Here is a 12,781-nt window from a genome sequence, read left to right on the forward strand (position 1 = left end):
TGACGACACCGAGCACCGTCGACAGCGCCTGGAAGACGGCCAGGCCCAGATGGAGTGTGGCTGGGATCCTCATGATGCTGCCCTTTCGACGACGTGGGTCGTGGTGAAGTGCTCGACGTGGAGCCGCAACCGTTCACGGGCCAACTCCTCGTCGCCGGCCTCCGCGGCGATGAGGATCGCGAGCACGGGGCCCCAGAAGGCCAAGGCGACAGCCCGGGGATCGGCCGCAAGGAAGAGCCCCTGCTCCATCAGCGCGGCGAAGAGGATGCTCTGGTGGGCGACGGCATCGTTGACCATCCAGTCCCGCAGTCGTCGCCCGACCTCGGGTGTGCGGTACTGCTCCAGGGTGAGCACCCGGCGTGCCACGACCACGTCGGGATCATGCAGCCACGCGTCCATCAGGGCCTGGGCCACATGCAGCAGGGAATCCGAGCCCAACCCGGCCAGCTGGTCGGCCGCCCGCGTCGGATCGGTGAAGGAGACCTGCAGGCCAGCGGCGGTGCTTTCCATCTGGTCGCGCGCTCGGTCCAGGACTGCAGCCAGGATCTCCTCCTTGCTGCGGAAGTGCTTGTAGACCGAACTCTCCTTGATCCCGACGACCTGCGCCAGCCGGCGGATCGACGTCGCATCGTAGCCGCGCACGGCGAAGGACTCCTGCGCTGCCCGGACCAGCCGTTCCCTCGTGTCCATCGGACTCCCCTCCACAGAGGCTAACGATCGTTAGCCACATGAGAAGGATAGACCGCCATGGGTCAGCTGAGCCTGTCGGGAACAACGACGGCCACCAAAGGGTTGTGCGGGCATGGAGATTGACATCTGGTCCGACATTGCCTGCCCGTGGTGCTTCATCGGGCTCACCCGTTTCCAGAAGGCACTCGATGGCTTCGAGCACCGCGACGAGGTGAGCGTGCGTCTGCACAGCTACCAGCTGGACCCGTCGCTTCCCGATACCTTCGCCGGAACCGAAGCCGACTACCTGGCTACCAGCAAGCAGATGCCGAAGGCCCAGGTGGAGCAGATGTTCGAGCAGGTGCGCGCCGCCGGCGCCACCGAGGGCCTCGTGCTGGACTTCGATCGCGTGCAGGTGGCGAACAGTGGCCGGGCCCATCGGCTCTTGCATGCCGCGCGCGTCGAGGACCAGCAGGGCGACACGATGCACCGGCTGAAGATGGCGCTGCTCAAGGCCCACTTCACCGACGGGGAGTCCACCGGCGATCCGGAGGTGTTGGTGCGGCTGGCCGTCGAGGCGGGCCTCGAGGAGGATGCCGCTCGCACTGCCGTCGGCGACGGCCCTGTGGCCGAGAAACTCGACCAGGCCGTCCAGAACGACATCAACCTCGCCGGTCAGCTGGGCATCCAGGGTGTGCCCTTCTTCGTGCTCGCCAACAAGTACGGCATCTCCGGCGCCCAGCCGGCCGAGACCTTCGACCAGGCGCTGCACCAGGTCTGGGACGAGCTGCACCCTCGTGTCCAGCCACTCGCTGTTCCCGGGCTGGAGGGTCTGGACGCCACGGGACCCAGCTGTGGGCCCGACGGTTGCGCCTGAGCCGGTTGCCGGAGCGTCAGGGGCGACGTAGCATGGAGGTGCGGACCCGTCCTGTGCATGCAGGGACACGGGTCCAGCTTCTTTTTCCGGCCCCTGTCACACCTGCCATGGACCGCCCAGGACGTCCTGCGGGCGAAAGCGCGGGTACCAGTCGTGGGCGAAGGCCTTCGACGGGTGCCCCAGGACCTCCTGGTAGGCCGAATAGGCCACCATGTCCGCCATCTGCAGCCAGTGGCTGCGGTCCGAGTGCTGGAAGAGTGGGTCCTCCTCCACATGTCTGGTGCTGCGACGCAACGCTCGGTGCGCTACGGCATAACCGGTGTCCGTGCCGTCGCCATCCATCACCACCAGGGCGCGCTCACCCCGGAATCGCATCCGTTCATCCAGCAACAGGACGAGCTCCTGGTAGACCCGCATCCGTTCGTCGCGGTAGTCACCCCGGCGTCCCTTCGTGCGGCCATAGACGCTGCCCACCTGCACCTCGGGCCTGGCGGCCAAGACCTCCAGCCCTCGCTCGAAGACCCGGCGTCGGGCTGCCTTGGAGGCGTTGAACTGGTCATTGCACGACGGCCGGCCACGCCCATTGGTGAAGCTGGTCGAGTGGATCTCGACGGTCTTGCCGACTCCGTGGTGCCGCCACAGGTCGTCGCGATAGTCGAGCCAGGCGCCGAGCACGGGTGACCAGACCTGCTCGGGCACCTCGATCCAGCTGAAACAGGCGATGCCCGAGATCTCCGTCCCCGAGTCGTCGACGTAGACGAGCCTCATGCCGTGTCCCTCTGCATGCCCCCAGTCCATCACCTGCCGCTGACAAACATGATGGTAGGAGTCTCGTGGAGTCGTGACCCTGCCTCTGACTGGTGCCCTGCTGGGCTACCGACAAACTGATCAGTCCGGCTCCACGAGGCCCAGGGGCGACGACCGCCCGGCCATGACCTAATACGAGCCTGATCGCGAGTCCGGTGTATGTCCTGTCTGGTCGAAGCGGCCGCCGCCTGACCCACTCACCGAGTCCAGGAGCAGGCCATGACCATCATCCCAGAGCCCCACCACCACGTCGCAGGAATCGACTCCCACACCGAGACCATCCACATCGCGGTCATCACCGCCACCGGGCTCGAGGTCGACGACCACGAGTTCACCACCACTACCGGCTACCGCAAGGCAGTGGCCTGGCTGGTCGAGCACGGACCTATTGCAGCTGTCGGCATCGAGGGCACCTCCAGCTACGGCATCGGCATCACAGCAGCACTACGAGCCGCGGGCATCACCGTCATCGAGGTCAACCGCACCCGCCCCGCCGAACGCCGCAAGCACGGCAAGACCGACCGCCTCGACGCCTACCGCGCCGCCCGCTGCGTGATCTCTGGAGAAGCGGCCACCCATCCCAAACACGACTCCATCGAGCCCCTTCGAGCCCTGCTGGTCACTCGACGCAGCGCCAACAAGGCCCTCCAAGCCTGCTGGCGCCAAATCCGCAGCCTCTTGGTCAACGCACCCGCCACGCTCCGAGACAAATACCGCCAAACCAGCCGCGACAAGCTCATCCGTCATCTCGCTGCCAGCCGCCCCGACCAGATCCATGACGCCGCCCAGGCCCTCACCATGCGAGCCCTGCGATCCCTGGCCCGACGCCACCAGTTCCTGCACGACGAACTGGTCGACCTGGAAGCCCAGCTCGACGAACTCACCACAACCAAGAACCCCGGGCTGCGCGCCATGCACGGAGTCGGGCCGGTCACTGCCGCTGTCCTGCTGGTCACGGCCGGCGACAATCCCGCCCGCCTCGCCACCCCTGCCGGGTTCGCGGCGCTCTGCGGTACCAGCCCGATCCCCGTGTCCTCGGGCAAGACCCAACGCCACCGCCTCTCACGCGGCGGCGACAGGCAGGCCAACTGGGCGCTCCACCAAATCGTGAAGGTCCGCATGGTCCACGACCAACGCACCCGCGACTATCGCGACAAGCACCTCGACGCGGGCTGGACCCTCGCAGCGGTCTACCGGGCACTGAAACGCGCCGTCGCCAGAGAAGTGTTCCGCGCACTCACCGGCAACTGCGAGATCCCGAACTACACAGACCTGCGACCAGCCCGCCAGGCCAAGAAACTCACCCTCACCCACGCCGCCCAGCACTTCAACGTCTGGCCCGCCCACATCTCCGAGATCGAACTCGGCAAACGCCGAGACGACACCCTGGCCCAGAACTACCGAGAATGGCTCCAAGCCGCTTGACGGGAGATAGGAGCATCATTTCCGGGGCCGTTGGGTCATGAGGGCAGAATGGGCTGCATGATCACCATCACCGTGAAGTGGGACGTCAAGCCCGAGTACGCAGACAACTTCCTGGAGCTGACCAAGGAGTTCACCGAGGCCTGCCGCGCCGAGACCGGCTGCCTGTGGTTCGACTGGTCGCGCAGCGTCGACAACCCGAATGAGTACATCCTGATCGAGGCCTACAAGGATGGCGAGGCCGGCGCCGCGCACGTGAACAGCGAGCACTTCAAGAAGGCCATGAAGGAGCAGGGCCAGTACGCCGCCACCCGCCCCAAGGTGATCTCCTACGAGATCCCGCAGGACGGCTGGAATGACCTCGGCGAGATCGAGATGCCCGACGGCAAGTGAACTCAGGCAGTCGCGTCGTAGTGGTGGAAGACCGGCACCAGCCGGATGAGGGCGGCCACCACTGCGGCGATGGCCAGGCCGCCCACCAGCGGCGGCGCCCACACGGCACCCAGCGCCACCAGCCCGACGAAGAGGTCACCCAGGCGCGGACCGCCGGTGACCACCATGATGTAGATCCCCTGCATCCGGCCGCGGATCCTGTCCGGGACGGCCTGCTGCAGGATGGTGTTGCGGAAGATGGCCGAGACATTGTCGCTGGCGCCCATCCCGAAGAGCATCAGCATGGCCGCGGCAAGCGCCGAATGGTTCAGTCTGTCTGGGCTCCCGACGCCGCCCGGCCAGTGCCCGGTGTGCACCAGTAGGGCGACGATCCCCAGTCCGACGGTGAACAGGCCGTAGGCGATCACCGACAGGTTCACCGCCCGTCCGTGCCGCTTCCAGCCGACGATGCGCCCACTGAACAGGCTGCACAGCACGGCACCGATGGCCGACGATGCCGCCAGCAGCCCCGCGGTCACGGCTCCCCCACCGATCACCACCGCGCCGAGCGCCGGGAAGAGGGAGCGCGGATTGCCCAGCGTCATGGCCACGATGTCGACGATGAAGCTCATCGCCACCACGGGCGTCGCGCGGATGTAGCGGAAGGACTCGCGGATCGCTGCCCAGGTCTTGTGTTCGGCTCCCGGCTCGGGCGGCATCGGTGGCAGTGCAGCCAGGCCGAGGAAGGCGCCGCAGAAGAGCAGCAGGTCCAGGCCGTAGGTGATGGCGAAGCCGTGGCGGGCCACCAGCAGTCCAGCCAGCGCCGGGCCCAGGGTGACCACCAGACCCATGCTCATCCCGTTGAGGGCGCCGGCTGCGGGCAGCAGTTCGGGCTCCAGCAGGTTCGGGATGATGGCCTGCCGCGACGCGGAGACCAGGGTGGCGCCCATGGCGTTGAGGGCGGACAGGACGTAGAGGATCCAGATGGTCTCGCGTTCGAGCACGGCCAGCAGCAGGATTGCGGCGGTCGCCAGCCAGGCCAGGACGGCGGAGGCGAGGGCCACCAGCCGACGGTCGAAGCGGTCGACGATGGTGCCGCCATAGAGCCCTGCGAACAGCGTGGGCACCAACGCCGCGACACCCACCATCGAGACCGCGAAGGTCGAGTGGGTCAGCTCGTAGACGTGCAGGCCGACGGCCACCGCGGTCAGCGCATTGCCGACGCCGGCCACCAGCGCACCAAGCCACATCCAGGTGAAGTGCCGCGACGCAGTGAACGGCCGGGTGTCGAGCAGGAAGCCGCGTCTGTCACTCACGCGGATGATGCTGCCACACTGGCCTCATGGCTGGCCGACTGCTCTACGACCCGGACTGTGGTTTCTGCACGCGATGCGCCGGATGGCTCGAGGGACGGGGCCTGCGCGCCAGCGTCGAGCCCATCACGCCGGCGTTGCTGCAGGCGTTGGGAATCGACGAAGAACGCGCCCTCCGGGAGATCCCCTTTGTGGCCGACGACGGCGCCGTCACCCACGGTGCCGCGGCCATCGGGCGTGCCTTGGCCACCGGTCCGCAGCCGCTGCGCACCGTCGGGCTGCTGCTCTGTCACGCCCCGGTGCGCTGGCTTGCCAATTCCGTCTACCGCTGGGTGGCCACGCACCGCCACGAGTTGCCGGGCGGTACGGCGGCGTGTCGGATGCCCGGGCCCAGGCCGTGATCCACGGCGCACTCCCATGAAGGACATCTACCCCGACAGGATGTGGGCGCGTGGAGAGATGGTCGGGAAGTCCTTCTGGGGAACGATTCGAGTGTGGACGATTCGCCTCGGCGTGATCTTCGTACCGATCTACGCGGTGTGCTTCGGAGCTCGCAATCCGGATCCCGATCGGTGGCCGCTGGACGGTCTTGGCACGGCAGTGCTGTTCCTTGGTGCTTCATGGTGGAGTTTGGCAGCCTTCTACCTCTTGCTGCCGCTGGCATTCCGGGGCACTGTGGAGCTGGGTCAGGGCCACGTGACCGCCGTGACGGCGCGAGGACGGCGTGAGTTGCTGCTCGACCGGGATGCGGTCGTCCGTCGATAGCTGGTTCCCAACCCCAAGGGCCCACTGGAGGTCTGGTGGTCGGTGCGTTCGGGACACTCCTGGTTGCTCTTCCCCGACCAGCGAATCCATTCCGTGGCGTGGTGGTCGGGGCCTGATACGGCGGTGCTGGACAGTCCGACGTCGACAGCATTCCTGCGCGGGCTGGGTGCATTCCTTCTGGCCCTGCTGTGCTGTGTGACGGGTCTTGCTGCCGCCCTGGTCCTGGTCTCCTGGCCCTGGTGATCACGCGGCCTGAGATGCTGAGGGGCAGGACAGGCACCATCACCTCACCCGCTGACTGACACGGCAGGAGTTGCGGGCCTAGGGTTTCAGCATGCGCGCCTCGATCCAGGAAGTGGTCTTCGATTGTTGTCAGGATCCGTCGGACCTGGCCCGCTTCTGGGCAGGTATCTTCGGGGCTCGTTGGGCTGCCTTGGGCGATGACTGGGCGCTGGTCGAGTCGGTCCCCCTTCGGGTGGCGCATGGTTCGCGGATGAGGCGTGGCCAGAAGTCCGCAGAGCGGCCGAGGCTGCGGCCACCGTGTTGCGGGATCCTGGACCAACGTCCTGACATCGGCACTTCAGGACCGCTCATCAAACCCTGCTGTGTCCTTGGATCAGCGCCTCAGCGCGATTCAGGCTCCGTGCGTCCCCGGCGGACCAAGAGCCAGTGCCCCAGGTAGCACAGCGCCACGAAGGGCACGGTCCAGAACAGGGCCATCCGCTGGGTGGGGTCGAAGACGATCAGCACGCAGGACAGTGCACTGAGCACGAAGGCCGCGATCCCCACCCACGGGTGGCCGGGCGTCCGGTAGCCCAACTCGTCGACGCTGCGCCCAGAGGCCAGCCACTGCCGACGAAAACGCATCTGGCTTGCTGCGATGGCCATCCACACCAGCACCACGGCCAGGCCGGAGATGGAGACCAGCACCAGGTAGACCGTGTCGGCGGCAACCACGCTGGACAGCAGTGCCAGCAGCCCGCCCACCATGCTCAGGCACAGCGCCACCACCGGGATGCCGTGCCGGTTGGTACGCGCGACGGCGGCGGGGATCGTGCCCTCATTGGCCAAGGACCACAGCATCCGCGTCGAGGCGTACAGCCCGGAATTCGCCGCTGACAGGATGGCGGTGAGCACGACGAAGTTCATCACGTCACCCGCCCAGTGCAGCCCGACCGCCTCGAAGACCGTGACGAAGGAACTCTGGTCCACGCCCGCCTCGCGCCACGGGATCAAGCAGGCCATCACGAAGATGGAGCCGATGAAGAAGATGCTCAGCCGGGCCAGCGTCGCGTGGATCGCCTTGGGGATGACGCGGGCCGGCTCCGCGGTCTCACCAGCGGTGATACCGATCAGCTCGGTTCCGGAGAAGGCGAAGTTGACCGCCAGCATGGTGGTGAAGACCGCCCCCAGGCCATTCGGGAAGATCCCGCCGTCGGTCAGGTTGCCCAGGCCCGGGCGGGTGGTGTTCCCCTGCACCGGGAGCAGCCCGACGATGGCCAGCAGACCAAGCACGATGAAGCAGATGATGGCGGCCACCTTGATCCCGGACAGCAGGGTCTCGGCCTCCGCGAAGACACGCACGGAGGCGGCATTGAGCCCGAAGATCAACGCGATGAAGACCGCACTCCAGATCCACACCGGGGTGTCGGGGAACCAGTGCTGCATGATCAGACCCGCGCCGGTGAACTCCGAACCCAGCGCGATGGTCCAGGTGGACCAGTAGAGGACGGCGACGGTGAAGCCCGTCGCCGGGCCCAGGAAACGGGTGGCATACACGTGGAAGGCGCCGGTCCACGGCATGGCGACGGCCAGCTCGCCCAGGCACATCATCACCAGGTAGACGATCACGGCGCCCAGGGCGTACGCCAGGATCGTGCCGATGGGGCCGGCCTGGCTGATGGTCCACCCCGAGCTGAGGAACAGGCCGGTGCCGATCACGCCGCCGAAGCTGATCATCATCAGGTGGCGGGCGCTCATGCTGCGCTGCAGCTGGTCGGTGCGGGGCGGTTCGGCCCACAGGGAGGTCTGGGCCGGGCTTTCATCGGGGATGGTGGTGTGCTGCGTCATGGTGACCACACGGTAGGCTCACGGCATCCGCACTTCAGGACGATCTCACGCTGATGAGATGGCACCGCATAGTCTCTCGGGCATGGTCACACCACTGCCCACCACCCTTGCCCAGCTGCTGTCCACCTCCGACGTCGTCCTGCTTGACGGGGCCATGGCCACCGAGCTGGAGAAGCACGGCGTGGACACCTCCTCGGCCCTGTGGTCGTCGGTGGCGATGGACAGTGACCCCGGGGCCATCCGCGCCGTGCACCGCAGCTATCTGGATGCCGGTTCGCGGGTCCTTGTCACCAACAGCTACCAGGCATGCCCCGATGACTTCGTGGCCGCGGGGTGGGAGCGCTCTGCCGCCGAGGAGCTGGTACGCGACAGCGCTCGGCTGGCCCTGGAGAGCGTGCGGGAGTGGTCCACATCCGGGCAGGATCCCGTGGTGGTGGCCGGCAGCATCGGCCCCTACGGCGCCCACCTGGCCGACGGCAGCGAGTACACCGGCAACTACCGGCTCGACGAGGAGGGCTACCGTGCCTTCCACCGCCCGCGGATCCGCCTGCTGCACGAGGCCAGCATTCGCAGCTTCGGCATCGAGACCCAACCCCGGCTCGATGAGGTGCTCGCGGTACTGGCCCTGCTACGCGACGAGTTCGCCGGCACGGAGGCCTTCGTGAGCTTCTCCCTGGGCGACGCGGGGCACCTACCCGACGGCACGGTGCTGGCGGATGCAGCCCGGGCGGTCACCGAGTTCTCGTACGTTGTTGCCGTCGGGGTGAACTGTGTCCCCCGTGGCTGGGTCACTGACGCGTTGACGGCCCTGCACGAGGCCACCGCCCTGCCGCTGCTGGCCTACCCGAATTCCGGCGAGGTCTACCATCCGACGACCAAGACCTGGTCCCCCGGGCCCGACCAGGACCAGCAGGCTGCCCTGGTGCCGCAATGGATCCAGGCCGGGGCCCGACTCCTGGGTGGCTGCTGCCGCACCAGCCCCTCGACGATCACGGAGCTGGCCCAACTCACCGCGTGAACCCCTCGACAGGCTCGGGGGACACACACGACGGCCGGGCCTGTCGAAGCCCCAAGGAACCCCGGCAGACCCGGCTGTCGTCGGCTCAGCCAGCGGGTGCTGGCTCAGCCTTGTGGATCAGTCGCGCGTGAGGCGACGGTGCTTGGAGGCGTGCGGACGCGAAGCCTCCACGCCCAGGCGCTCCACCTTGTTCCTCTCGTAGTCGGCGAAGTTGCCCTCGAACCAGAACCACTTGCTCTCGTCCTCGTCGTCGCCTTCCCAGGCGAGGATGTGGGTGGCGATGCGGTCCAGGAACCAGCGGTCGTGGGAGATCACCACGGCGCAGCCGGGGAAGTCGAGCAGGGCGTCCTCCAGGCTCGACAGGGTCTCGACGTCGAGGTCATTGGTGGGCTCGTCGAGCAGCAGCACGTTGCCGCCCTGCTTCAGGGTCAGCGCCAGGTTGAGGCGGTTGCGCTCACCACCGGACAGGATGCCGGCCAACTTCTGCTGGTCGGGGCCCTTGAAGCCGAAGCTCGCGACGTAGGCGCGCGAGTTCATCTCGAAGTTGGCAACCTTGACGAAGTCCAGACCGTCGGAGACGACCTCCCAGACATTCTTGTTCGGGTCGATACCGGAACGGTTCTGGTCGACATAGCTGAACTTGACCGTCTCGCCCACCCTGACCGTGCCGGCATCCGCCTGCTCCAGACCGGTGATGGTCTTGAACAGGGTGGTCTTGCCGACGCCGTTCGGGCCGATGATGCCGACGATGCCGGCGCGGGGCAGGCTGAAGGACAGGTCATTGATCAGGACGCGGTCCCCAAAGCCCTTCTTGAGCTTCTCGACCTCGATGACGGTGCTACCCAGACGGGGGCCCGCCGGAATGTTGATCTCGGAGGTGTCGATCTTGCGGTTGCGCTCCGCCTCGGCGGCCATCTCCTCATAGCGGGCCAGGCGGGCCTTGCTCTTGGCCTGGCGGGCCTTGGGGCTCGAGCGGACCCACTCCAGCTCCTTCTCCAGAATCTTGGCGCGCTTGGCGTCCTTCTGGCCCTCGATGGTCAGGCGCTGGCGCTTGGTCTCCAGGTAGGTGGAGTAGTTGCCCTCGTAGGGGTGCAGGCGTCCACGGTCGATCTCACAGATCCACTCGGCGACGTTGTCCAGGAAGTACCGGTCGTGGGTGACGGCGAGCACGGCACCGGGGTAGTTCTTCAGGTGGCCCTCAAGCCAGTTCACGCTCTCGGCGTCAAGGTGGTTGGTGGGCTCGTCAAGCAGCAGCAGGTCGGGCTGCTGCAGCAGCAGCTTGCACAGCGCCACACGGCGTCGCTCACCACCGGAGAGCACGTCGACGATGGTGTCGCCGGGCGGGCATTCCAGGGCCTCCATGGCCTGCGCGAGCTGGGCGTCCAGGTCCCACGCGTTGGCATTGTCCAGGTCCGTCTGCAGCTCACCCATCTCCGCCATCAGGGCGTCGAAGTCGGCGTCGGGCTCGGCCATCTCCATGCCGATGGCATTGAAGCGGTCGAGCTTGCCCTTGATCTCGGCGACGCCCTCCTCGACGTTCTCCAACACCGTCTTGCCCTCGCTCAGCGGGGGCTCCTGCAGCAGGATGCCGACGGTCGCGCCCTTGAGCAGCTGGGCTTCACCGTTGTTGGCCTTGTCCATGCCGGCCATCAGCTTCAGCATGGTGGACTTGCCGGCACCGTTGGGGCCGACGACGCCGATCTTGGCGCCGGGGAAGAAGGAGAGCGTGACGTTGTCGAGGATCAGCTTGTCGCCGATCGTCTTGCGCACGTTGTGCATGGTGTAGATGAACTCGGCCATGGCAGGCGTGTTGTCCTTCGAATCGAGAATGTGGGTGGGCAACCCCGGTGGGGGCAGCAAACGTCACCCAGTATGCCAGCTTCTGGCTCTGGACCCGCTGCGCTGCCCCACCGCCCGCCCCCTCAGGAGTGGATGAGCTGCTCCTCCCTCGGCGCCTCCTCGACCTCCGATGGCGGGGCCTGCTCCAGAATCTCCCCGGTCACGGCATTGACCAGGTTGCCATCCTCATCGGTGACCACCTGGGGCGCTCGCCGCTCAGTCCGAATGAACTCGCTGCGGCCACGCGTCAGGTCGTGGCCCAGCGCCGTGGCCTCCACGACGAGCCGCTCGTGCCGGATACCAGCCTGGTCATGCCAGGCGCTGGTGCGCAGCTTCCCGTGCACCACCACGGGATCCCCCTTGTCCAGCGAGGTCTTAATGTTCTCGGCCGTCCGGCCCCAGGCGGTCACGCCGATCCACGTGGTCTCCATGTCCACCCACTCTCCTTGTCGGATCCGACGTGGGGTGCAGGCCAACCGGAAGCGCGCCAGCTGCCACCCCTCCCCCCGAGTGAACTCGACGTCGGTGCCCACATTGCCGGTCAGTGTGATGAGTGCGTCCTGCATGACTGTCCCCTTTCAGCGGTTGACGCCACCGGTGGGCGCCTCTGCTGCAGTGTGTGCGTCCGCCCATTCCTGGGATCACGCCCAACGGCACCTGTGGGCAATTCCTCGGCAACCAAATCCTGTGGATAACCAGCCCGATAGGCTCATTCGGTGACCCAGACCCCCATGCCCGCATCCACCGGCGGCATCGCCGCCTGCCCCATCTGCCATGGCCCGCTGGCCGTCGAGGCTCGGGAACTGTGGTGTGACAAGGGGCATCGCTTCGACAAGGCGCGCGAGGGTTTCGTGAACCTGCTGCGGCCCGGGAAATCGCGCAAGGCCGTCATCGGCGACGACGCGGACATGGTGGCCGATCGCCGCCGTTTCCTGGACCGCGGGCACTACCAGGTGTTGTCCGAAGGAATTGCCGAGCTGGTGCGAGACCTCGAAGCCGAGCGCCCCGTCGAGAGCCTGCTCGACGTCGGTTGCGGCGAGGGCACCTTCACCGCCGCCATGCTGGGCGCACTTGCCGACGACGATTCCCCCGCGCCCACCCGGATGGCCTTCGACATCTCCCGCCCCGCGGTGAAGGTCACCGCCCGACGCGCCCCCGAGGCCCTGACCTGCGTCGCGTCGGTGATCGACATGCCCGTGCTGGACCACTCGGTCGACGTGCTGACCAGCATCATGGCGCCGCTGCACGAGGCCGAGTTCGCCCGCGTCATCCGTCCTGGCGGACGGATCGTGGTGGTCTCACCCGGTGACTCGCACCTGGCCCAGCTGCGCCAGGTTCTCTACCCCCACTACCGCCCGCACGACGAGCAGGTGGCCCTGACCGAGTCACTCGACGTGGTGGAGCAGCGTCGTTTCACCAGCCACGTGCACATGGGCAGCGCGCAGGAACTGCACGAGGTCTGGGGCATGACCCCCTACCGCTGGAACACGCCCCTGGACGGACAGGAGCGTTTCGCGAAGCTCACCGAACTCGACGTCGACGTGCACTTCGTCGCGACGGTCTTCCGGGCCGTGTGACCCGCACATCAACCACGCTTGATGAGCCCTTCATAGTGCAGCACGCTCGGCA

13 protein-coding genes are annotated in these 12,781 nt (G+C 67.1%); 7 read left to right on the forward strand and 6 right to left on the reverse strand.

The window, feature by feature from the left end:
• Positions 1-69: 69 nt before the first annotated feature.
• Positions 70-690 (reverse strand): TetR/AcrR family transcriptional regulator, encoded by a 621-nt coding sequence (locus tag EDD41_RS04015; protein WP_123575040.1) that lies wholly within the window; start codon positions 688-690, stop codon positions 70-72.
• A gap of 112 nt (positions 691-802) precedes the next feature.
• Between EDD41_RS04015 and EDD41_RS04020 the strand changes: the two genes are divergently transcribed.
• The gene (locus tag EDD41_RS04020) at positions 803-1,546 is read left to right on the forward strand and encodes a DsbA family oxidoreductase (protein WP_123575041.1); all 744 of its coding nucleotides are present in this window, start codon (positions 803-805) and stop codon (positions 1,544-1,546) included.
• A 96-nt stretch (positions 1,547-1,642) separates the two neighbouring features.
• Here EDD41_RS04020 and EDD41_RS04025 read toward each other — a convergent pair whose 3' ends face one another.
• Positions 1,643-2,314 (reverse strand): DUF3800 domain-containing protein, encoded by a 672-nt coding sequence (locus EDD41_RS04025; RefSeq protein ID WP_148060466.1) that lies wholly within the window; start codon positions 2,312-2,314, stop codon positions 1,643-1,645.
• Between the two features lie 258 nt (positions 2,315-2,572).
• Between EDD41_RS04025 and EDD41_RS04030 the strand changes: the two genes are divergently transcribed.
• Both EDD41_RS04030 and EDD41_RS04035 read left to right on the forward strand, forming a co-directional pair.
• Positions 2,573-3,778 carry an IS110 family RNA-guided transposase gene (locus EDD41_RS04030; protein ID WP_123575043.1) on the forward strand — a complete coding sequence of 402 codons (1,206 nt, stop codon included), beginning with the start codon at positions 2,573-2,575 and terminating at the stop codon, positions 3,776-3,778.
• Between the two features lie 57 nt (positions 3,779-3,835).
• On the forward strand, positions 3,836-4,168 hold the full coding sequence (locus EDD41_RS04035) for a putative quinol monooxygenase (protein ID WP_094766226.1): 333 nt from the start codon (positions 3,836-3,838) through the stop codon (positions 4,166-4,168).
• Between the two features lie 2 nt (positions 4,169-4,170).
• Here the strand turns inward: EDD41_RS04035 and EDD41_RS04040 are convergent, their stop codons facing one another.
• On the reverse strand, positions 4,171-5,463 hold the full coding sequence (locus EDD41_RS04040; protein ID WP_211336580.1) for an MFS transporter: 1,293 nt from the start codon (positions 5,461-5,463) through the stop codon (positions 4,171-4,173).
• Between the two features lie 26 nt (positions 5,464-5,489).
• Between EDD41_RS04040 and EDD41_RS04045 the strand changes: the two genes are divergently transcribed.
• Together EDD41_RS04045 and EDD41_RS04050 are read left to right on the forward strand one after the other, a co-directional pair.
• Positions 5,490-5,861 carry a thiol-disulfide oxidoreductase DCC family protein gene (locus EDD41_RS04045; protein ID WP_123575044.1) on the forward strand — a complete coding sequence of 124 codons (372 nt, stop codon included), beginning with the start codon at positions 5,490-5,492 and terminating at the stop codon, positions 5,859-5,861.
• A 16-nt stretch (positions 5,862-5,877) separates the two neighbouring features.
• Positions 5,878-6,225: a hypothetical protein gene (locus tag EDD41_RS04050; RefSeq protein ID WP_123575045.1), complete on the forward strand. Its 348-nt coding sequence runs from the start codon at positions 5,878-5,880 to the stop codon at positions 6,223-6,225.
• Between the two features lie 624 nt (positions 6,226-6,849).
• On the opposite strand, the gene EDD41_RS04055 is transcribed toward EDD41_RS04050, so the two are convergent.
• Positions 6,850-8,295, reverse strand: a complete 1,446-nt coding sequence (locus tag EDD41_RS04055; RefSeq protein ID WP_211336581.1) for an amino acid permease — start codon at positions 8,293-8,295, stop codon at positions 6,850-6,852.
• A gap of 82 nt (positions 8,296-8,377) precedes the next feature.
• Here EDD41_RS04055 and mmuM point away from each other — a divergent pair, with 82 nt between their 5' ends.
• The gene (gene mmuM / locus EDD41_RS04060) at positions 8,378-9,313 is read left to right on the forward strand and encodes a homocysteine S-methyltransferase (RefSeq protein WP_123575046.1); all 936 of its coding nucleotides are present in this window, start codon (positions 8,378-8,380) and stop codon (positions 9,311-9,313) included.
• A 117-nt stretch (positions 9,314-9,430) separates the two neighbouring features.
• On the opposite strand, the gene ettA is transcribed toward mmuM, so the two are convergent.
• Together ettA and EDD41_RS04070 are read right to left on the reverse strand one after the other, a co-directional pair.
• Positions 9,431-11,113 carry an energy-dependent translational throttle protein EttA gene (ettA, locus tag EDD41_RS04065; RefSeq protein WP_123575047.1) on the reverse strand — a complete coding sequence of 561 codons (1,683 nt, stop codon included), beginning with the start codon at positions 11,111-11,113 and terminating at the stop codon, positions 9,431-9,433.
• Between the two features lie 122 nt (positions 11,114-11,235).
• The gene (locus EDD41_RS04070; protein ID WP_123575048.1) at positions 11,236-11,718 is read right to left on the reverse strand and encodes a single-stranded DNA-binding protein; all 483 of its coding nucleotides are present in this window, start codon (positions 11,716-11,718) and stop codon (positions 11,236-11,238) included.
• A gap of 150 nt (positions 11,719-11,868) precedes the next feature.
• Between EDD41_RS04070 and EDD41_RS04075 the strand changes: the two genes are divergently transcribed.
• The gene (locus tag EDD41_RS04075; protein WP_123575049.1) at positions 11,869-12,729 is read left to right on the forward strand and encodes a putative RNA methyltransferase; all 861 of its coding nucleotides are present in this window, start codon (positions 11,869-11,871) and stop codon (positions 12,727-12,729) included.
• Positions 12,730-12,781: the final 52 nt, after the last annotated feature.

This window comes from Luteococcus japonicus (genome assembly GCF_003752415.1).
GTDB lineage: Bacteria > Actinomycetota > Actinomycetes > Propionibacteriales > Propionibacteriaceae > Luteococcus > Luteococcus japonicus.